The 18,852-nt window shown below is 64.0% G+C and carries 19 protein-coding genes; 9 read left to right on the top strand and 10 right to left on the bottom strand.

Features of this window, described 5'->3' with window-relative positions; genetic code table 11:
* Positions 1-15 precede the first annotated feature (15 nt).
* The 6 genes from Q7T10_RS10760 to Q7T10_RS10735 are packed head-to-tail and all read left to right on the top strand — an operon-like array spanning position 16 to position 4,969.
* Positions 16-738 (top strand): SURF1 family protein, encoded by a 723-nt coding sequence (locus Q7T10_RS10760; protein ID WP_304748046.1) that lies wholly within the window; start codon positions 16-18, stop codon positions 736-738.
* Complete coding sequence (locus tag Q7T10_RS10755) at positions 689-1,453, top strand: hypothetical protein (RefSeq protein ID WP_304748044.1); 765 nt, start codon at positions 689-691, stop codon at positions 1,451-1,453. The genes Q7T10_RS10760 and Q7T10_RS10755 overlap by 50 nt, the downstream gene beginning before the upstream one ends.
* 51 nt (positions 1,454-1,504) lie before the next feature.
* The gene (locus tag Q7T10_RS10750; protein WP_304748114.1) at positions 1,505-2,638 is read left to right on the top strand and encodes a heme A synthase; all 1,134 of its coding nucleotides are present in this window, start codon (positions 1,505-1,507) and stop codon (positions 2,636-2,638) included.
* Entirely contained in the window at positions 2,635-3,531 is an 897-nt protein-coding gene (cyoE, locus tag Q7T10_RS10745) for a heme o synthase (protein ID WP_304748042.1), read from the top strand. Before Q7T10_RS10750 ends, cyoE begins: the two co-directional genes overlap by 4 nt.
* 8 nt (positions 3,532-3,539) lie before the next feature.
* Positions 3,540-4,145 carry an SCO family protein gene (locus Q7T10_RS10740; protein ID WP_304748041.1) on the top strand — a complete coding sequence of 202 codons (606 nt, stop codon included), beginning with the start codon at positions 3,540-3,542 and terminating at the stop codon, positions 4,143-4,145.
* Positions 4,146-4,150: 5 nt separating this feature from the next.
* Positions 4,151-4,969, top strand: a complete 819-nt coding sequence (locus Q7T10_RS10735) for a DNA alkylation repair protein (protein ID WP_304748039.1) — start codon at positions 4,151-4,153, stop codon at positions 4,967-4,969.
* A gap of 44 nt (positions 4,970-5,013) precedes the next feature.
* Here Q7T10_RS10735 and Q7T10_RS10730 read toward each other — a convergent pair whose 3' ends face one another.
* The 6 genes from Q7T10_RS10730 to Q7T10_RS10705 all read right to left on the bottom strand — a co-directional run bounded on the left by Q7T10_RS10730 (position 5,014) and on the right by Q7T10_RS10705 (position 10,773).
* Positions 5,014-6,009 carry a tripartite tricarboxylate transporter substrate binding protein gene (locus Q7T10_RS10730; protein ID WP_304748037.1) on the bottom strand — a complete coding sequence of 332 codons (996 nt, stop codon included), beginning with the start codon at positions 6,007-6,009 and terminating at the stop codon, positions 5,014-5,016.
* Between the two features lie 67 nt (positions 6,010-6,076).
* Positions 6,077-7,018 (bottom strand): RNA polymerase sigma factor RpoH, encoded by a 942-nt coding sequence (gene rpoH, locus Q7T10_RS10725; RefSeq protein WP_304748036.1) that lies wholly within the window; start codon positions 7,016-7,018, stop codon positions 6,077-6,079.
* Positions 7,019-7,308: 290 nt separating this feature from the next.
* The gene (gene phnE, locus Q7T10_RS10720) at positions 7,309-8,142 is read right to left on the bottom strand and encodes a phosphonate ABC transporter, permease protein PhnE (RefSeq protein ID WP_304748035.1); all 834 of its coding nucleotides are present in this window, start codon (positions 8,140-8,142) and stop codon (positions 7,309-7,311) included.
* Positions 8,139-8,993, bottom strand: coding sequence for an ABC transporter permease (locus Q7T10_RS10715; protein WP_304748033.1), 855 nt, complete (start codon positions 8,991-8,993; stop codon positions 8,139-8,141). The genes phnE and Q7T10_RS10715 overlap by 4 nt, the downstream gene beginning before the upstream one ends.
* Positions 8,994-9,004: 11 nt before the next feature.
* Positions 9,005-9,838 (bottom strand): phosphonate ABC transporter ATP-binding protein, encoded by an 834-nt coding sequence (locus Q7T10_RS10710; protein WP_304748031.1) that lies wholly within the window; start codon positions 9,836-9,838, stop codon positions 9,005-9,007.
* 68 nt (positions 9,839-9,906) lie between these two features.
* Positions 9,907-10,773: a putative selenate ABC transporter substrate-binding protein gene (locus tag Q7T10_RS10705; protein WP_304748029.1), complete on the bottom strand. Its 867-nt coding sequence runs from the start codon at positions 10,771-10,773 to the stop codon at positions 9,907-9,909.
* A gap of 133 nt (positions 10,774-10,906) precedes the next feature.
* Between Q7T10_RS10705 and egtD the strand changes: the two genes are divergently transcribed.
* The 3 genes from egtD to selD all read left to right on the top strand — a co-directional run bounded on the left by egtD (position 10,907) and on the right by selD (position 14,049).
* A complete protein-coding gene (egtD, locus tag Q7T10_RS10700; RefSeq protein ID WP_304748027.1) occupies positions 10,907-11,878 on the top strand; it encodes an L-histidine N(alpha)-methyltransferase in 972 nt (323 codons plus the stop codon).
* A gap of 73 nt (positions 11,879-11,951) precedes the next feature.
* A complete protein-coding gene (gene senB, locus Q7T10_RS10695; RefSeq protein ID WP_304748025.1) occupies positions 11,952-12,911 on the top strand; it encodes a selenoneine biosynthesis selenosugar synthase SenB in 960 nt (319 codons plus the stop codon).
* A 40-nt stretch (positions 12,912-12,951) separates the two neighbouring features.
* Positions 12,952-14,049: a selenide, water dikinase SelD gene (gene selD / locus Q7T10_RS10690; RefSeq protein WP_304748022.1), complete on the top strand. Its 1,098-nt coding sequence runs from the start codon at positions 12,952-12,954 to the stop codon at positions 14,047-14,049.
* Between the two features lie 38 nt (positions 14,050-14,087).
* Here the strand turns inward: selD and Q7T10_RS10685 are convergent, their stop codons facing one another.
* The 4 genes from Q7T10_RS10685 to Q7T10_RS10670 form a co-directional block, all read right to left on the bottom strand.
* Entirely contained in the window at positions 14,088-14,585 is a 498-nt protein-coding gene (locus Q7T10_RS10685; RefSeq protein ID WP_304748020.1) for an RcnB family protein, read from the bottom strand.
* A gap of 80 nt (positions 14,586-14,665) precedes the next feature.
* Positions 14,666-15,823, bottom strand: coding sequence for an FAD-dependent oxidoreductase (locus tag Q7T10_RS10680; protein ID WP_304748018.1), 1,158 nt, complete (start codon positions 15,821-15,823; stop codon positions 14,666-14,668).
* A 55-nt stretch (positions 15,824-15,878) separates the two neighbouring features.
* Complete coding sequence (locus tag Q7T10_RS10675; RefSeq protein WP_304748016.1) at positions 15,879-16,670, bottom strand: DUF3047 domain-containing protein; 792 nt, start codon at positions 16,668-16,670, stop codon at positions 15,879-15,881.
* A gap of 2 nt (positions 16,671-16,672) precedes the next feature.
* Positions 16,673-18,847 carry an FAD-dependent oxidoreductase gene (locus Q7T10_RS10670; RefSeq protein ID WP_304748014.1) on the bottom strand — a complete coding sequence of 725 codons (2,175 nt, stop codon included), beginning with the start codon at positions 18,845-18,847 and terminating at the stop codon, positions 16,673-16,675.
* Positions 18,848-18,852: the final 5 nt, after the last annotated feature.

Genomic DNA, 18,852 nt, shown 5'->3' with positions numbered 1-18,852 from the left:
GGAGACGATTATCCGGTGACTGCGCGCTCGAAATTCTGGCTGATCACACTTTCTTCCTTGCTGGCGATCGCCGTTACGCTGGCGCTGGGGCGCTGGCAGTTGTCGCGTGCTGCCCAGAAGCAGGCGGTGCAGGCCAGCATCGACGAAAAGACGGGATCGCCACCACTGAGTGGACCGGCGATGGCCTCGCTGCCCGATCCGGCGCAGGAGATGTACCGGGGCGTGAGTCTGCGTGGCCGCTGGCTCGCCGAACGCACGGTCTTTCTCGACAATCGCCCCATGAACGGCAAGCCGGGTCTGTATGTGGTGACGCCCATGAAACTGGAGGGCGGTGAGGCGGTCATCCTGGTTCAGCGCGGCTGGGTCGCGAGAAATTTTGTCGATCGCACCAGCGTGCCAACGCTTGACACACCTGCGGGGGTAGTTGAAATCGGGGGACGCATTGTCCCCCCGTTATCCAAGCTATACGAGCTCGGCGGCACTGAGACAGGGCCTATACGTCAGAATCTGGATATCGCGCAGTTTCGCGCCGAGACCGGCTTGCCGTTGCTGTCAGTCTGGGTTCAGCAGACTGGCGCCGCCAGTGAAGGCCTGCTTCGCGAATGGCCGCTTGCCAGGATGGGCGTCGACAAAAATTATGGTTATGCTTTTCAATGGTTCGGACTCAGCGGTCTGATCGCAATTCTTTATGTCTGGTTTCAAATTGTTAGACGATTCATCTACCCAAAGCGCGCCTGAGGCGTCAAAAGGCTCAGGCCCCCGCCACGCCGATCAACCGCTGGGTTTGACCGTTCATTCCATCCCCTCGCCGGAACAGGTCGTGGAACTGCAGGCACGACGCAAAGGGCGCTGGACAATGCTGGTTTTGATGCTGGTCTGCGCAGCGCCGATCGTGGCCTCGTATTTCACTTACTACGTGGTGCGCCCGGAGGGTCGCCGCAATTTCGGCCAATTGATCGATCCGCAGCGCGCTTTGCCCGACCAGGCCAGCGTCAGCCTGAGCGGTCAAGCCGGAAACCTCAAGGCGCTGAAGGGGCAATGGTTGTTGGTCAGCGTGGCGGGTGGCGCCTGCGACGAAACCTGCAGCCGCCACTTGTATCTGCAGCGCCAGCTTCGCGAGAGCCTGGGCAAGGAGAAGGACCGGGTCGATTGGGTCTGGCTGATCCCGGACGATGCGCCGGTGGCCAGCAAGCTGCTGCCGGGGCTGAAGGAGGCCACGGTATTGCGCGTGCCCATGGCTGGCCTGTCCGGGTGGCTGGCGCCGGACAGTGGTCACCAGCTCAACGAGCACCTGTACCTGGTTGACCCGATGGGCAACTGGATGATGCGTTTTCCCCCCAATCTGGATGTATCCAGCGCCGCGAAGGCGAAACGGGATCTGGAACGCCTCATGCGCGCGTCTGCTTCGTGGGACCGGGCCGGGCGGGAGCCTGCGGCTGCGGGCGGCAATTAGGAGCAGTTGCAGGTGCAATCTCTCTACGACCTGTCGCCGCTGGCGCGCCTGATGCTGGGCGGCGTCGTGCTGGCGCTGGGGCCATTGGTGTGGGTGTGGCATCAGCACCGCCACGCCACGCCGCTGCGGCGGCTCCAGGCGCTGACCTTGCTGACTTTGTTCCTGACCTTTGACCTGGTCTTGTTTGGCGCATTCACCCGCCTGACCGACTCGGGTCTGGGCTGTCCCGACTGGCCCGGCTGCTATGGCAACGCCAGCCCGATCGGCGCCAGTGCCCACATTGAAGCGGCCCAAAGCGCCATGCCCACGGGCCCGGTGACGCACGGCAAAGCCTGGGTTGAAATGATTCACCGCTATCTGGCTACCAGCGTTGGCGTGCTCATTCTGGTGCTGGCGATCGTGAGTTGGGTGGGCTGGAAGCGTTCAGCGCGAAATGGGCGGGCACGTCTCATGAGTCCCTGGTGGCCGACACTGACCCTGGTATGGGTCTGCATTCAGGGCGCGTTTGGCGCTTTGACGGTCACGATGAAGCTCTTTCCCGCAATTGTCACGCTTCATCTGTTGGGGGGGCTGGCGCTGCTGGCGCTGCTGTGCGTGCAGGTCGTACGCTCTGCACAGTTTGAGGGGGGCATGGCACCGGTGGCCATGCGCGCGGGCTTGCGACGGCTGCTGTGGCTGTCCTTTGCGCTGCTGGTACTGCAAATTGCGCTGGGCGGATGGGTCAGCACCAATTACGCTGTGCTGGCCTGCACCGATTTTCCGATGTGCCAGGGCAGTTGGTGGCCGCTGATGGACTTCCGCCAGGGTTTTGAGCTCTGGCGCGAGCTGGGGCTGACCGGCACGGGCGAGCACATCAGCTTTTCCGCGTTGACGGCCATTCACTATGTTCACCGCATCATGGCGTTCATTGTCCTGGCGCTGCTCGGTGTACTGGCCTGGCGACTGAATCGCGTGGCGGCGATGCGCAGTCCCTCCCGCTGGATCGCCGCGCTCATCAGCCTGCAACTGGTGACCGGCCTGAGCAACGTCGTGCTCGACTGGCCCCTGGTGGCCGCCGTGCTGCATACTGGTGGGGCCGGCGCGCTGGGCATCGTTTTGACCTGGGCCATCGCTGCCAGCCGGACCGACCCACGAACCCGGGCGCCTGTCGCCCCAGAAACCTCTGCATCGAGAGTCCCCGCATGAGTGCCAATTTGCTAGCCGTTCAAGTTTCCGTGTTTCGGCAGTACTACGCCCTGACCAAACCGCGTGTGATCCAGCTCATCGTGTTTTGCGCCCTGATTGGCATGGTGCTCGCCGTGCCCGGCGTACCGTCATGGGTGGAGGTGCAACGGGCGCTGGTGGCCTGTTTTGGCATCTGGCTGGTGGCCGGCGCCGCGGCCGCCTTCAACTGCATCGTCGAAAAAGGCATCGACGCCAAGATGAAACGCACCGCCTGGCGCCCCACGGCGAAAGGCGAGCTGAACGACCGGCAGACGCTGCTGTTCTCGGGCGTGCTGTGTGGGCTGGGCTCCACGGTGTTGTATGTCTGGGTCAACCCGCTGACGATGTGGCTGACCTTTGCCACCTTCATCGGTTATGCGGTGGTCTACACCGTGATCCTGAAACCCCTGACGCCGCAAAACATTGTGATTGGCGGTGCCTCGGGTGCCATGCCGCCCGTGCTGGGCTGGGCGGCGATGGCGGGCACCGTCGGGCCGGAAGCCCTTATCCTGTTTTTGATCATTTTCCTGTGGACGCCGCCGCATTTCTGGGCCCTGGCCCTGTACCGCGTGGAAGACTACCGCAAGTCAGGCTTGCCCATGCTGCCGGTGACGCATGGCAACGAGTTCACGCGGCTGATGGTGCTGCTGTACACCTTCATGCTGTTCGCCGCCTGCCTCATGCCATATATCTACGGCATGAGTTCGTGGATCTATCTCGTCGCCGCGTTGGCGTTGAGTGTGGGGTTTTGTCTGTATGCTTATTGGCTCTGGCGCGACTACTCGGACGCACTGGCCCGCAAGACCTTTCGTTTCTCCCTCATTCACCTCAGCGTGCTGTTTGCCGCCTTGCTGGTGGACCACTATGTACTGTGACGGATCCCATGAAAAAAAGAAATGCTCTTAAATTCATAGCAACTTGCGCAATGGTTGCGGGGGCTGCCGGTCTAATTTCTGCATGTTCTGAGAAAAAACCAAGTTTTGCCGCGATCGACCTCACCGGCGCAGACTACGCGCGGGACTTTGCCTTGACGGACCACAACGGCCAGCCCCGAACCATCAAGGATTTCACCGGCAAGGTGGTGGTACTGTTCTTTGGCTACACGCAATGCCCTGACGTGTGCCCCACCTCGATGGCGGAGCTGGCCGAAGTCAAAAAGCTGCTGGGCAAGGATGGCGAGCGTTTGCAGGGCCTGTTTGTCACGGTGGACCCCCAGCGCGACACGCCCGAAGTGCTCAAAGGGTACATGGCCAATTTTGATCCGTCGTTTCTGGCGCTGTACACCACGCCCGACAAGCTGGAAGCGCTTGCCAAGGAATACAAGGTCTATTTCAAAAAGGTCGATGGCAAAACGCCCACCAGCTACACCATGGACCACTCGGCGGGCAGCTATGTGTACGACACGCAGGGCAAGTTGCGTCTGTACACCCGCTACGGCACCGGTGCCCAGCCACTGGCGGCCGACATCAAGCTGTTGTTGCAACCCTAGTCAGCATGGCAGACCTCCAGCCGCTGCTGGGGCGGACTGGCGCGGCCCGTATCGCGCTGATCCCGCCGCCCGTGCTGGACGCGCTGAATGAGGGATTGATCGAGACGGTCAACCTCAATGAATTTCTGGCGATCGACCTGGCGCGCCTGACGGCCAGCGTGGCGACCCACATCGGGCTGGATGCCGGCGATGAACGCCTCAGTGACACACTGGCCATGCTCGGGGCTTTCAAGCCCATGAAGCGCCACCTGCATGTGGCGCGCGCCCTTTACGACCTGACGGCGGCCCATTCCGAACGTGACGCCATCGCCCATCGCCTGGCCACGCATGCCAGTGACGTCGCCCGTTGCTGGGCGGCCCAGTGGGTCATGCTCTCGGAACTGGCCTTGCCTGACAAGCTGCACTCGGTACGGCGGTTCGCAGCCGATCGCCATTTCGGCGCGCGTGAAACCGCCTGGATGGCGGTGCGTGACGAGCTGGCGGCGGCGCCCGATCGAGGCGTGGCGTTGCTGCAGCCCTGGGTCCTCGACCGTGACCCGAACATTCGCCGCTTCGCCAGTGAGCTGACCCGTCCGCGCGGTGTCTGGTGCGCCCAGATCGAGGTTCTCAAGGCCGAGCCGTGGCGGGCTTTGAGCTTGCTGGAGCCGTTGCGCGCCGATCCGAGCCGCTACGTGCAGAACTCGGTGGCGAACTGGCTCAACGATGCCAGCAAGTCGCAGCCGCAATGGGTCAGCGGGTTGTGTGAGCGCTGGCTCGACGAGTCGGCTGCGCCCCAAACCCGCTACATTGTGCAGCGGGCCCTGCGTACGCTATCAAAACAATAGCTGAATGCGCCCCATGGATGGGGGCTAAAGGGCGATTTCTTTGACTATTCAGGTTTGATGCCGCGCGTGGCAATGATGCCGCCCAGCACAGCGGTATCGGACTTGACGCGGTTGGCCAGACCCTCGGATGTGGTGCCCGCCACCTGCCAGCCCTGCTGGAACAGCTTTTGCCGAATCTCGGGGGTGCGGACGATCTCGCTGAACAGGGCGGACAGTCTGGCCACGACCGGCTTGGGCAGCGAGTTCGGGGCCGCGACCGCGTTCCAGATTTCCAGGTTGAATCCCTGCACGCCGGCTTCCGACATGCTGGGCAACTCGGGTGCCAGCGTGCTGCGTCCGCCCGAGGTCACGCCAATGGCGCGCAGCTTGCCTGCCCGGATCTGGGCCAGGGCCAGTGCTGGCGGCATCATGGACAGCTGCAGTTGCCCACCGATCATGGCAGTCGCCACCTGCGGGTAGCCGGGGTAGGGCACGTGCACGGGGTTGATGCCGCTGCGGCTCTTGAGCAGTTCCATGCCAATGTGGCCTACCGTGCCCACGCCGGGCGAGCCGTAACTCCACTTGTCACCCGCCTGGCGGGCCGCTGCCAGAAACTCCTGCGCCGTGGCCCCGGGCGACCCCGCAGGTGCTGTCAACACCAGCGGCGACATGCCGATCAGGCTGATCGGCGTGAGGTCTTTCAGCGGGTCATAGTTCAGCTTGGGATTGAGCAGCTTGGCAATCGTCATGTTGCCATTGATCATGAGGCCGATGGTGTGATCGTCAGTGGCTTTGGCCACGAAGTCGGCAGCGATATTGCCACCGGCGCCCACCTTGTTCTCCACAATCACGGCCTGGCCCAGCGCCTTGGCCAGCGGTTCAGCCAGGGTGCGGGCGGTCAGGTCGGGCGATGATCCGGCCGGAAAGCCGACAACGATGCGCACGGTCTTGGTCGGCCAGGGCTGTGCAGCGTTGGGCTTCGCTTTCTGCGCGAAAGACAGGCCGGTGAGCGAGGTGAGGGCGACGACCAGAACGGTGCGTCGCAGCAAAGTGCGGTTCATGACAAATCTCCGTAGGTTTCAGCAAAAAAACCTACGGAGTTTGCCTCATTTCACGGGCAGGCCGGACTTACGCGTATTCGGCCAGCGTCTTCTTCATCTTTTTCATGGCCGCCACTTCGATCTGGCGGATGCGTTCGGCGCTGACGCCGTACTCGGCTGCCAGTTCGTGCAGTGTCATGCCGCCCGAGTTGTCGTCGTTCACCTTGAGCCAGCGCTCTTCCACGATACGGCGGCTGCGCTCATCCAGGGCTTCCAGCGCGGTCGCAATGCCATCGCTGGCCAGTACGTCGCGCTCCCTGGCCTCAATCATCGCGGTGGGTTCGTGCGTGGCATCGGTCAGGTAGGCAATCGGGCCATAGGCGTCCTCGCCGTCGTCGGATGGACTGGGGTCCAGCAGCACATCACCGCCCGACAACCGGGTTTCCATCTCGATGACCTCTTCGCGCTTGACCTTGAGCGTGGCCGCCATGGCATCGATCTGGTCTTCGTTCAGGGTCTCGCGGTGCGTGCCGGCATCGGCCGCCGCATCGTCGGATTTGTAGCGCTGCTTCATGGAACGCAGGTTGAAAAACAGCTTGCGCTGGGATTTGGTGGTAGCCACCTTCACCATGCGCCAGTTTTTCAGAATGTACTCGTGGATCTCCGCCTTGATCCAGTGCAGGGCATAGCTCACCAGACGCACACCATGGTCCGGATCGAAACGTTTGACCGCCTTCATCAGGCCGACATTGCCTTCCTGAATCAGGTCGCCATGGGGCAGGCCATATCCCAGGTACTGGCGTGACACCGACACCACCAGCCGCAAATGGGAAAGCACCAGTTTCCCGGCCGCGTCCAGATCGTTGTCTGACCTGAACTTGCGCGAGAACTCCTGCTCTTCTTCGGGCGTCAGCATGGGCAAGCGGTTGGCTGCCGAAATATAGGCATCCAGATTGCCCAAGGGGGGCACCAGCGACCACGGATTGGCGACTGCCAGTGCGGCACCTGCAACTCCAGTTTGATTAGTCATGCCAGAACTCCTTTTTGTCATATTTATAATATTAGCACTCTCTATGATCGAGTGCCAATCCATAAGTTCAATGAGGGCAATAGAAGTTTTTGCCCAGCCGATTGACATGCATGGAGGGTGTCAAATCGTTGAAGTCCCGTCTGTACGACAGCGCACAGAGACCCGAGGGGCCGCTGATCGCCGCGCAAGCGCAATCACATGCAAAATTAGAGTCTGGCGCAATACTTTGGTTCCTCCCTGGCCACATGGGAGTCAACCGATGACGAGGTGGCGCTCCGGGCGTTCGGGATCTAACTGGCCAGCCAGCGTCGGCTGGCGTAGCTGAGCGCATCCACCAGCGCCACCAGCACCAGCATGGCGATGAGGACGCTGCTGGTTTCACCCATCTGGAACAGCCCCATGTGAAACGCCAGCATCTGGCCCAGCCCGCCGGCCCCCACCACCCCCAGCACGGCGGCGGCGCGGATGTTGTTTTCCCAGCGGTACAGGGTGTAGCTCATCAGCTGGGGCAGCACCTGCGGCAAGGTGGCATAAAAAAACACGCGGTTCTCGGCCACCCCCCGCACGCGCAACGCAAAGCCGGGACCGGGCGGTGCGTTCTCGATGGCCTCGGCAAACAGGCGGCCCAGCACACCGGCGGTGTGCAAGCCCAGCGCCAGCGTGCCGGCAAACGGCCCCAGGCCGGCTGCAATCAGCAGCAAGGTGGCCCAGACCAGTTCGGGAATGCTGCGCAAGGCGTTCAGCAGCAGCCGGGTCAGCGTGCGCCAGCGCGCCGGGTCGCCATCAAACGCCTTGCTGGCAGGCAGGGCCAGCGCCAGCCCGAGCAGCACCGCCAGCAAAGTGCCCAGTGCCGACATGGCCAGTGTTTCCAGCGCGGCGAACAGCAGCTTCGTCAGAAATGCCGGGCTGGTCTCGGGGTGCAGCAGCTCACCCAGGAACCGGCCCATCTTGTTGAGGGCATCAAGCGACAGAAATTGCGCCCACTTCAGGTCCAGGGTCCAGAAGCTCAAGGCCACCAGCAGCAGTACCCCCAGCGTGAACCAGCAGGCTTTGCAGCGGGCATCAAACAGCCGGGGCGGCAGCTTGTAGACCTCGTTGGCCGCCGCCTTGACGTCAAGTGTCATGCCAAGCCCCGCCGCAGCCAGGCGCTGATGCGGTCGGCCAGCCAGACCAGCGCCATGAACACCAGCAGCATGGTCGCCACCTCGGAGCCGTTGAACATCTTCATGGAGGCGTCCATCTGCTGGCCCAGCCCACCCGCGCCGACAAAGCCGAGCACCGCCGAGGAACGGATGGCGCATTCCCAGCGGTACACGGTGTAGCTGGTGAGCTCCGCCGCGTTTTGCGGCAGCAGCGCATACAAAAAGGCTTGCAGACGGCCCGAGCCATTGCGCAGCAGGCTGCTGGTGGCATGGGTCTCGCCACTGTCCAGAATCTCGGCGTACACCTTGCCCAGCATGCCGGCAAACGTCAGCGCGATGGCCAGCACACCGGCGGTCGGGCCCAGCCCGACCACGCGCACAAACACCAGCGCCCAGATCAGCTCGGGTACGCTGCGCAGCACGATCAGCAGACAGCGCACGAGTTGCCGCACCACGGATGGCAGCAGCGCCATGGGGCCGGTGAGGGCGGAGATGGACAGCACCCGCACTGACAGCAGCGCCAGCGGGATCGCCAGCAGCAGGGCCAGCGTCAGGCCGGCGGTGGCGATGGCCACCGTGCGCCATGTCTCGCGCGCCACCATCGCCATAAATTCGCCGTCCAGCTTGGGCGGGAAAAAATCACCCAGAAAGCGCAAGGTGGGCTTGAGGGCGTCCGGCTCCAGCAGCAGCCAGGGCTTGAACTCGGTCAGCACCAGCATCGGCCACAGCAGCACCAGCGCGGCCAGGGTCCAGAACACGCGTCCGCGCCAGGCCGGGTCACGCCGGGCCGGGCCTGGGGCGCGGGGCAATGGCGGGAGAAGCGTGGCTTGCATGGCCGGTGGCGCTAGCGGCAATGCATCGCCGCAGGGGCGGGCGCCTCGGGCGCGTCCGGCAAGGCCGCAGGCGGCGCACCGTTGAGTTCGTCCAGGTGCTGTTCGTACAACTGGTGCAGCAACGGCGGTGTCACCAGTGCGGCCGGCAGGTCAAATGCCAGCTCACCGTCGCGCAGGCCGATGATGCGCGGGAAATGGCGCAGCGCCATCTCCACATGGTGCAGCGTGGCCACCAGCGTGGCACCCCGTTCGTGGGCCGCCCCGGTCAATGATTCGATGGCTTGCTGGGCCCGGGTCGGGTCCAGCGCGGACAGGGGTTCGTCCACCAAAAACAGCCGGGCCTGCGTGGCCAGCGCACGGGCCAGGCCGACGCGCTGGCGTTCGCCGCCCGAGAGCCGGTCGACCCGCTCGAACAACTTGTCGCCCACATCAAAACGCGCCAGCGCCTGGTCGGCCAGCGCGATACCGGTGGGGTAGAACAGGCTGCGCACACTGGTCCACAGGCTTTCGTGCGGCAGCCGTCCGGCCAGCACCGTAGTGACCACGCGTTGCCGCGGCGGCAGCGGCGGCACCTGCGGTGCGAGAAACAGTTCACCGCGCAGCCGCTGCAAGTCACCGCGCGACAAGGCCCAGGGATCGCGGCCGTCCAGTTGCAGGCTGCCCTGCGCCGGTTTGAGCGCACAAGCCAGCAGATGCAGCAGCGTGGTCTTGCCGGCGCCGGACGGGCCGATCACGGCCACCTGCTCGCCGCTGGCCACCTGCAGGCTCACACTACGCAGCGCCGCCGGCGCATTGGCACGGGCGGCGGGGTGGTACCCGGAGCAGTTTTCCAACAAGATTTTCATGAATGAAATCGACCTCTGGCCCTCGTGGATAGGGCGTAGGTAGCTATCATTTAAATAGCGAGTTCGACTTACTTGATCAGACCGGCGCTGCGGGCCGCGGTCTCGATGCCCTTGTAGTTGTCGGCTTTGGTGGGGATGAACCTGGTGGCGCGCTGCAGTTCCAGGATTTCCTTGCCTTCCGGGGTGTTCTTGTTCAGGTCCAGAAAGGCCTTGGTCAGTTTTTCGCGCTGGGCGGCTGGCATGTCGGCGTGGACGGTCCAGTTGTAATCGAAGTAGGGTGGCGTGGTGTAAATCACCTTGACCTTGCTGGTGTCGACCTTCTTGTCGGCCACGAATTTTTCCCACACCGAGATATTGAGCGCGCCAGCGTCCACTTTGCCAGCGGCCACGGCGGCTATTGTTGCGTCATGCGCACCGGAGTAGGCCACGCGCTTGAAGTCCTTGTCAGGGTCGATATTGGCCTGCAGCAGAAAGCTGCGTGGCATCAGGTGGCCGGAGGTGCTGGACTGCGAGCCAAAGCTGACGGTTTTGCCTTTCAGGTCGGCCAGGGTCTTGATGGCCGGGTCGCTGCTGATGAAAACCGACCTGAATTTCTCGTCTTCTTCGCGCTGCACCAAGGGCACGGCCTTGCCGCCGGAGCGAATGTTGGCCTGCACAAAGGTAAAGCCGCCGTACCAGGCCATGTCCACCTGCTTGTTGGCCAGCGCTTCCACCGCGGCGGCGTAGTCGGACACCGGGGTGAACTCCACCTTCATGCCCAGCTTCTGCTCCAGGTACTTCACCAGCGGCACCGCCTTGCGCGCCAGTTCGGTCGGCGACTCGTCGGGGATGGCGGTCACCTTGAACACGGGCTGCGCGCCGACCAGGCTGCCGAAGGCCAGAACGGCGCCAGCCAACAGGGCTTTGACGGTACGGGGGGAAGAAAAAATGAGCATTGGAGACTCCATGAATTTTTTGCGAGCACCGATTAGACTCGAAACCCCGCCCTTTTGTTGACCCGCCGGGACGGCAGCACCGCCGCCAGGGTATTTGCGCATTCCTGCGACCCCATCGAGAAGGTGATAACCGATGAACCCAGTTCCTGTCCGCGAGCGAGCCCCCCTGTTTGTCCAGCTGCATCAGGACGACCATGCTGGCGTGCGCGCCGAGTTGGCGAGTGGTCTGCAGGCAGACATCGCCTTCACCCATCCCAAGTACCTGTATGACGTGCTGGGCTCCCGCCTGTTTGAAGCCATTACCGAGTTGCCCGAGTACTACCCGACCCGTACCGAGGCCAGCATCTTCGCCAGCCACGCGCCGGCGATGGCGGCGCTGATCCCGCAAGGCATGACCCTGGTGGACCTGGGGGCGGGCAACTGTGAAAAGGCGGCGCGCCTGTTTGACGTGCTGCGTCCCGCGCGCTATGTGGCGGTCGATATTTCAGTCACGTTTTTGCAGGACGCCCTGCAGTGTCTGCAGCGCCAGCACCCGTTGATGGACATGGTGGGCGTGGGCATGGACTTCTCGGCTGGTTTGACGCTGCCACCGGCAGCGGGTGACGGGCAGCGCCTGCTGTTCTACCCGGGTTCGAGCATCGGCAACTTCACGCCGGCCGAGGCCCTGGTATTCCTGCGGCAGGCCCGCGAGGCGGCCCCGGGCGGCGGCTTGCTGATTGGCGTGGACCTGGTCAAACCCGTCTCGGTGCTGGAGCCGGCCTATGACGACGCGCTGGGCGTGACCGCGGCTTTCAACCGCAACATGCTGCTGCACATCAACCGGCTGCTGGGCAGCGATTTTGAGGTGTCGCAGTGGCGGCATCGGGCGCTGTACAAGGCCGGGGACGCCCGCATCGAGATGCACCTGGACGCCGTACAAGACGTGACGGTGCGCTGGCCGGGGGCGCAGCGCGACTTCAAACAAGGCGAGAGCATTCACACCGAAAACTCCTGCAAATACACGCCGCAGCAGTTTGAGGACTTGCTGCGCGAGGCAGGTTTCTCACGGATCGAGCAATGGCGCGACCCGCAGGACTGGTTTGCCGTGTTTCTGGCGCGAGGCTGAAGGTGAGTATGAATGCTATTAAATTGATAGCGTGTTGCGCAATGAAGACGAGGGTTAGAGGTCTGTTTGGCATATGAAGAAGCCGCACGTCCTGATCATCAGCCCGGCGCTGGCCGGGTCCAACAACGGCAACTGGCAAACCGCCTGGCGCTGGTCGCGCATGCTGCATCCGCTGTTTCGCACCACCATCGCCAGCCAGTGGCAGGGCGAGGACGCCGACGTCATGCTGGCGCTGCACGCGCGCAAATCGGCGGACGCGGCGCTGGCCTGGGCACAGGCCAAGGGCGCGGAGCGGTTGGCGGTGGTGCTGACCGGTACCGATTTGTACCGTGACATTCACACCGACGTCTCGGCCCAGCGTGCCCTGCAGGCCGCTGGGCAACTGGTGGTGCTGCAGGAACGCGCGCCAGACGCCCTGCCTGAGGCGCTACGGCCCAAGACCCGGGTCATTTTTCAGTCGGCGCCGCGGCGTGCCACGCTGAGCAAGACCGCTGGGCATGTCCGGGCGTTGATGGTGGGCCACCTGCGCGACGAAAAAGACCCCTTGACCTATCTGCGTGCGGCGGCCCGCCTGGCGCAGCGAACTGACATCTACCTGGACCACATTGGCGACGCGCTCGAACCCGCGCTCGGGCAGGCGGCGCAGCAAGCCGCCAGTAGCCATCCGCATTACCGCTGGCTGGGCGGCCTGGCGCATGCCCAGACCCGCAGCCGCATCCAGCGCGCCCATGTGCTGGTGCACCCCAGCAAGATGGAAGGCGGCGCGCATGTGATTCTGGAAGCGGTGCAAAGCGGCACGCCGGTGCTGGCCTCGCGTATCGACGGCAATGTGGGCATGCTGGGCCCGCACTATGCAGGGTATTTCGCTTTGGGCGATGATGCGGCCCTGGCTGCGTTATTGCAGCGTTGTCGCGACGATGCCGGTTTTCTGCCCCTGCTGCGCCAGCAATGCGAGGCGCGTGCCCCCTTGTTTGAGCCGCAGCGCGAGCAAGCCCTGTTGCGCCAACTGGTCGCCCGGATGGCAGCCGCCTGATCTATCGAACAAAATAAACTGACGATTCAATGGAAATAACATGACCAATACCTCCATCACTCCCACCAGCCCAGGCATTGCCAGCAGCACTCTGGGCGAGCCGCGCCTGACCAGCCTGTCCCACGGCGGCGGCTGCGGCTGCAAGATCGCGCCCGGCGTGCTGTCCGAGATCCTGAAGGGCATCACCGCCATGCCCATGCCCAAAGAATTGATGGTGGGTATCGAGACCGCGGACGATGCCGCCGTGTACAAGCTCAACGATGAGCAGGCCCTGATTGCGACGACTGACTTCTTCATGCCCATCGTCGACGATCCGTTTGACTTTGGCCGCATTGCCGCCACCAACGCCATCTCGGACGTCTATGCCATGGGCGGCAAACCGATTCTGGCGCTGGCCCTGGTCGGCATGCCGATCAATGTGCTGTCCACGGCCACCATTGCCAGAATTCTCGAAGGCGGCGCTTCCGTCTGCCGCGAGGCCGGCATTCCGATCGCCGGTGGCCACACCATTGACTCGGTGGAGCCGATCTACGGCCTGGTGGCCCTGGGCCTGGTGCATCCCAGCCGCGTCAAACGCAATGCCGATGCCCAGGTGGGCGACCGCCTGATTCTGGGCAAGCCGCTGGGCGTGGGCATTCTGTCAGCCGCGCTGAAGAAGGAAAAACTCGATGCCGCCGGCTACGCGCAGATGATCGCCGTGACGACCAAGCTGAACACCCCCGGCCCCGAACTGGCGGCACTGGCGGGCGTGCACGCGCTGACCGACATCACCGGTTTCGGCCTGGCCGGCCACGCGCTGGAACTGGCACGCGGTGCCAACTGCACCGTGCAACTGGACTGGGCTCGCGTGCCCTTGCTGAATGGTGTGCGTGCACTGGCCCTGCAAGGCATGGTCACCGGCGCGTCGGGGCGCAACTGGGCCGGTTACGGTCACGACATCGGCTTGCCCGCAGGTTTTGCGGACGTCGACCAGGCGCTGCTGAGCGACCCGCAAACCAGTGGCGGCCTGCTGGTGTCGTGTGCGCCCGACGCGGTGGATGCCGTGATGGCGATCTTCAAGCAGCACGGGTTTGATGCGGCGGCCGAGATTGGGGAGATCACGGCCAGAACGGACGGGCCGAAGCTGCTGGTGCGCTGAGGGGTTTCCCCCTTCATGCCATTGCGGGCTCGGTCCGGCTAGAGGCGACCCAGGTCCTGGATGGCATCGACGACCATCCCGGTACCGATGGCAATGAGCAAAATGTCGGAGGCCACTCGCACATAGCGGTGTCCGGCTGGCGGCACGCCCAGTTGCACGGTGATGGCGGAGGGCAAGCTGTAGGACACAACATCACGCGGCATTGGCTGGCCTACCGCCCACTTGCGGGCCTGCCCCGGCGGCACGCAGCCGTTGTTTTTCTTGGCCAACCCGGGCGGGCAGCGCCCAACGCGGTATTGCTCGCCATAGTAATTTCGCACCACGGTGCGCTGGTCATCGCGAAAGTGCCCGGCAGCCCGGTCCGTCTTGCCTGACGCCGATTTCCCCTGATGTTCCTGCATTTCGTTCTGCTTGGGCTTGCCGTGCTTGCCACCGCCTGCCCACTCCGGCTTTTCGGCCATCGCTCCCGCTGTGCTCAGCAGACCCGCGAGCAAAAACGCCAGGGCACGGCCTGTTTTGATTTCAGTGATTTTCATGGTGAACCTTTTGAGGGTTGGAGAGAATGGGCGATGGGATACGGCACGCCGTCTGATGCCAATCATGCCGGGCACCCCGCTCATCGTCTGTTCGCTGGCGCACCGTCGCTGTCCATGTCTCCGGCGGGCGTGAGAGGGGGACGCGAGTACCGCTTGATAAATGCCCTGTCGATCCGGTCTTTCAGCCACCACACCCAGCGCCCCTGCGCTGCGTAGTGGCCCCAGCTGGCGATGGCCTGCCGGTCGCCGCAGGACAGCAGGTTCAAGGTGTTTTCGGGCGGTTGGTGAGGGGTGGGCTCACGACCGGCGATGGCCGCCGCCAGGTTGTTGGCCAGGGCCGGCCCGGCCCGCACGGCGTACACGCCGCTGCGCGCGATGGCCCGATCCACCCGCGTGCTGACATCGCCCGCGGCAAACACATGGGCGTGGCTGGTGGAGCGCTGGCAGGCATCCACCGCGATAAAGCCGTTCCCGTCCAGCGCCAGGCCACTGCCCGCCAGCCATGCCGGGGCCTGCGCGCCGGTGGCAATCAGCGGTACGTCGCAGGCCAGCCGGGCGCCACACCCCAGAAGAACTTCTCCCGCCTGGATACCTACTGCCAGATCGGGCAGCACCGTGATGTTGCGGCGCTTCAGGGCCTTGACCACCCGCTGTTGCACGGCCGGCGTGTAGTTGGCGCCCACGGCTGCCGCGCCGCTGATGATCGTGACGGAAGAACTGCGCAGCCCGTGCCGGATGGCCATCGCCAGCTCAATGCCCGCGGCGCCGCCGCCGATGACGGCCACCCGCAGGGCGCGTGTCTTTGCCAACTCGGCCACCTTGGGCCAGAGCGCCCCGAACGCCTCGATCGGGCGCACAAACAGGCCATGTTCACTGGCGCCGGGCATGGTCTGTTCAATCTGGTCCCGGTCCTGCACCGGCCCGGTGTTGACTGACAGCCAGTCGAAGCTGAGCGTGCTGCCGTCATCCAGCGTGACAGTGCGTGCATTCGCATCCAGCCCGGTGGCGCTGCGGGTCAGCCACTTGATGCCGGTATTCTTCAGCAGCGGTGCCAGCGGAATCACACAGTCTTCCAGGGCGTAATGCCCCGCCACAAAGCCCGGCACCATGCCGGAATACAGCTGACGCGGGTAGGGCGCAACCAGGGTAATCTGAACATCGGGCATGGGCTGGGCGGCCAGGGTGGACAGCACGTGCACATGGGCGTGGCCTGCGCCGAGCAATACCAGTTTTTTCATGAATGGAAGATCAGTAGCAAGGGGACGGGACGACGCCAACCGGACAGACGTGAACTCAGGGCAGCCAGCGCAGCCGGCCGAGATAAGCGAGGCTGTGACCTTGCGTATTGTCGCTGTCCGCGCCTACCGCCACCGCCGAGACCGGGGGCGTGCTCTTACTCTCTCTGCCAAACAGGCGCTGAAAATCATCGGCCACCCGACGTCGCTGGGTGCTCCATTGCCCGGTTGGGGCGTTAGGCCCCCCGAGCACAATGTAGCGCACGCGGGCCGTATAGGGGTTGACGCCGGCAGTGCCCTGCGGATAGCGCTGGTCCCAGATGTAGCACAGCGTGGCGTTTGGCAGGTCTTGGCCGGTCACTGAGCGGGTCAGAGTCAGACCGGCGCGCTGAAGAAAGGGAATCTCGGACTCGGGCTGGTCAAACATGACACACACCTTGAGCGCCGCGTCGTCACCGCCCCGGGTGGCTATGTCGGTTTGTGCCAGAGGCTGATCCACGCGCCAACGCCAGGTCAGTTCTGTCGGTGGCGGGCCCTGCCAGGCGTGGGACAGCACGCCATAGGATTTGTCGGTGCTGACCTGCAAGGCCGGTTCGCCGGCAAGGGTGATCAGCTCAAATCGCGAGGGCGGTACGCCTTTGTCCTTGGGCAGCGTGACCAGGCGCCAGGCCGGGTGCAGCGTGTTGGCTTCGACGCCATTGAAGGGGGCCAGCGTCAGCGCAGCGGGTTGCGCAGCGGCCGGCGTGGACTCTTGAGTAAAAGCGGGAGTAGCCCCCGTCAAAACTGCGCATGCAGCTATGAAATACATAGCAAAATGAGTTTTCTTCATGACGGATGCCATGGCGGGCATGTTCAGCCTCTCCTCCAGTCGTGGTAGCGGCGCACCCACGCCAGCAGCGCGGTGGGTTGGTGCGCGCGCTTCCATTCGCCGGCGGCGTACTTGTTGGCTTCGGCCAGGGTCGGGTAGGTGTGGATGGTCTCGAGTATCTTGTTCAGGCCCAGGCCGTGCTTCATGGCCAGCACATACTCGGCCAGCAAATCCCCGGCGTGCTTTCCCACGATCGTGACGCCCAGAATCCTGTCTTTGCCGGGGACCGTCAATACTTTCACGAATCCCCGTGCTTCGCTGTCGGCAATGGCGCGGTCCAGTTCCTCGATGCTGTATTTCGTGACCTCGCAGGCAACGCCTTCTTCCTTGGCCTGCTGCTCGTTCAAGCCAACCCGCGCCACTTCGGGATCAATGAACGTCGCCCACGGGATCACCCGGTAGTCGGCCTTGAACTTCCTGAAGTCACCAAACAGCGCGTTGACCGCGGCGTACCAGGCCTGATGCGAGGCGGTGTGGGTGAACTGGTACGGCCCGGCCACGTCCCCCGCCGCGAAGATGTTGGGGTAGATCGTTTGCAGGTACTCGTTGGTCTCAATCGTGCCGCCCTGGGGCAGGGTGGTGGGGATGCCCAGTTCTTCCAGTCCGTAGCCCGTCAGCCGCGCCACGCGGCCCACGGCGCACAGCAGGGCGTCGAACTCGATGCGCATCTGCCGGCCCTCGTGTTCCACAATGATTGCTTTGGTATCCCCTGACTTCTCGCAGCGCAAGGCCTTGTGGCCAGTCAGTACCTGCACGCCATCGGTCTGCAGCGACGCCTGGGCCAGCGCCGAGACCTCGGCATCCTCGCGGACCATGAGGCGTGGCCCCATCTCAATTTGCGTGACCTGGGCGCCCAGGCGCTGAAAGCTTTGAGCGAGCTCGCAGCCAATCGGGCCGCCGCCGAGCACCACCAATCGTTTGGGTACCGCGTCCAGCGTTGCGAACTCGTGCCACAGCGTGTCGCTGGTCACATAACCTACTTCGTCGAGACCCGGCAGCGGCGGCACCACAGGGCGCGCACCGGCGGCAATCACGATGGCGCGCGTGGTCAAGGTTTGCTTGCCACCGTCATTCAGCGTGATCTCCACCGTCCACGGGTTCACGATTCTGGCGTAGCCCTGCAGCACTTCGACGCCCAGGCTGGTGTAGCGCTCGATGCTGTCATGCGGCGCAATGGTGGCGATCACGTGCTGGATGCGTTGCATCAAGGCCCGGAAGCTGAACGACACCGGCGTGTCCGACAAGCCGTACCGCGTGCCGTGTTGCATCTGATGCGCCAGCGTGGCGCTTTTGATGAGCGCCTTGCTCGGCACGCAGCCATAGTTCAGGCAGTCGCCGCCCATCTTGTGCGCTTCCACCAGGGTGACCCTGGCTTTGACGGCGGCGGCGATATAGGCGGACACCAGGCCGCCGGCCCCGGCGCCGATGACGATCAGGTTGCGGTCGAACTTGTTCGGCCTCAGGTGCTTCCAGCGCGCGTACACCTGGCGGCGTTTCAGCGCGTCTGCCACTTTGCGGGCCAGCAGCGGGAAGATGCCCAGCAGGGCGAACGACGCCAGCAGGGCGGGGCTCAGGATGCCCTGCAGTGAGTCCAGCCGCGCCAGCTGGGTGCCGGCATTCACATACACCGCCGTGCCAGCCAGCATGCCCAGCTGGCTCACCCCGTAAAAGGTGGCGGCTTTCATCTTGGTCAGGCCCATCAGCAGGTTGATGACGAAGAACGGCACCAGCGGCACCAGGCGCAGGGTGAACAGGTAGAAGGCGCCCTCTTTCTCAATGCCCCGGTTGAACTCCGCCAGACGCTGGCCAAAGCGGGCCTCGATGCTGTCACGCAGCACAAAGCGCGCCGCCAGAAACGCCAGGGTGGCCCCCACGCTGGAGGCAAACGACACGATCAGCGTGCCCCACCACAAGCCAAAGATGGCACCGCCCGCCAGCGTCAAGATCACCGCGCCCGGGAACGACAGCGCCGTGGTGGCAACGTAAATGGCGAAGTAGGCGGCAACGATCAGCAGCGGTTTTTGCGCATACAGGGTGTCGAACGCCGCCTGGCTGGCCTTGAGGTAGTCCAGGCTCAGGAAACGCCCCAGATCGAGTGCGAAGTAGCTCACGACCAGCGCGGCCAGCGCCAGCAGCAGGCCGGCTTTTTTCTTGTTCATCAGAC

This window comes from Rhodoferax sp. (assembly GCF_030646845.1).
GTDB lineage: Bacteria > Pseudomonadota > Gammaproteobacteria > Burkholderiales > Burkholderiaceae_C > Rhodoferax.
The sequence above is the reverse complement of the archived record's forward strand: the minus strand, read 5'-3'. Positions and strand labels throughout refer to the sequence as shown.

What these genes read in the sequence shown, in the direction of transcription:
- Q7T10_RS10755 (WP_304748044.1), top strand. Translation starts at nt 689, where the DNA reads ATGTCTGGTTTCAAATTGTTAGACGATTCATCTACCCAAAGCGCGCCT.
- Q7T10_RS10680 (WP_304748018.1), bottom strand. Translation starts at nt 15,823, where the DNA reads ATGAAAAAACTGGTATTGCTCGGCGCAGGCCACGCCCATGTGCACGTG.
- Q7T10_RS10710 (WP_304748031.1), bottom strand. Translation starts at nt 9,838, where the DNA reads ATGAAAATCTTGTTGGAAAACTGCTCCGGGTACCACCCCGCCGCCCGT.
- egtD (WP_304748027.1), top strand. Translation starts at nt 10,907, where the DNA reads ATGAACCCAGTTCCTGTCCGCGAGCGAGCCCCCCTGTTTGTCCAGCTG.
- Q7T10_RS10705 (WP_304748029.1), bottom strand. Translation starts at nt 10,773, where the DNA reads ATGCTCATTTTTTCTTCCCCCCGTACCGTCAAAGCCCTGTTGGCTGGC.
- Q7T10_RS10685 (WP_304748020.1), bottom strand. Translation starts at nt 14,585, where the DNA reads ATGAAAATCACTGAAATCAAAACAGGCCGTGCCCTGGCGTTTTTGCTC.
- Q7T10_RS10675 (WP_304748016.1), bottom strand. Translation starts at nt 16,670, where the DNA reads ATGCCCGCCATGGCATCCGTCATGAAGAAAACTCATTTTGCTATGTAT.
- cyoE (WP_304748042.1), top strand. Translation starts at nt 2,635, where the DNA reads ATGAGTGCCAATTTGCTAGCCGTTCAAGTTTCCGTGTTTCGGCAGTAC.
- Q7T10_RS10730 (WP_304748037.1), bottom strand. Translation starts at nt 6,009, where the DNA reads ATGAACCGCACTTTGCTGCGACGCACCGTTCTGGTCGTCGCCCTCACC.
- phnE (WP_304748035.1), bottom strand. Translation starts at nt 8,142, where the DNA reads ATGACACTTGACGTCAAGGCGGCGGCCAACGAGGTCTACAAGCTGCCG.
- rpoH (WP_304748036.1), bottom strand. Translation starts at nt 7,018, where the DNA reads ATGACTAATCAAACTGGAGTTGCAGGTGCCGCACTGGCAGTCGCCAAT.
- Q7T10_RS10735 (WP_304748039.1), top strand. Translation starts at nt 4,151, where the DNA reads ATGGCAGACCTCCAGCCGCTGCTGGGGCGGACTGGCGCGGCCCGTATC.
- Q7T10_RS10750 (WP_304748114.1), top strand. Translation starts at nt 1,505, where the DNA reads ATGCTGGGCGGCGTCGTGCTGGCGCTGGGGCCATTGGTGTGGGTGTGG.
- Q7T10_RS10740 (WP_304748041.1), top strand. Translation starts at nt 3,540, where the DNA reads ATGAAAAAAAGAAATGCTCTTAAATTCATAGCAACTTGCGCAATGGTT.
- Q7T10_RS10715 (WP_304748033.1), bottom strand. Translation starts at nt 8,993, where the DNA reads ATGCAAGCCACGCTTCTCCCGCCATTGCCCCGCGCCCCAGGCCCGGCC.
- Q7T10_RS10670 (WP_304748014.1), bottom strand. Translation starts at nt 18,847, where the DNA reads ATGAACAAGAAAAAAGCCGGCCTGCTGCTGGCGCTGGCCGCGCTGGTC.
- senB (WP_304748025.1), top strand. Translation starts at nt 11,952, where the DNA reads ATGAAGAAGCCGCACGTCCTGATCATCAGCCCGGCGCTGGCCGGGTCC.
- selD (WP_304748022.1), top strand. Translation starts at nt 12,952, where the DNA reads ATGACCAATACCTCCATCACTCCCACCAGCCCAGGCATTGCCAGCAGC.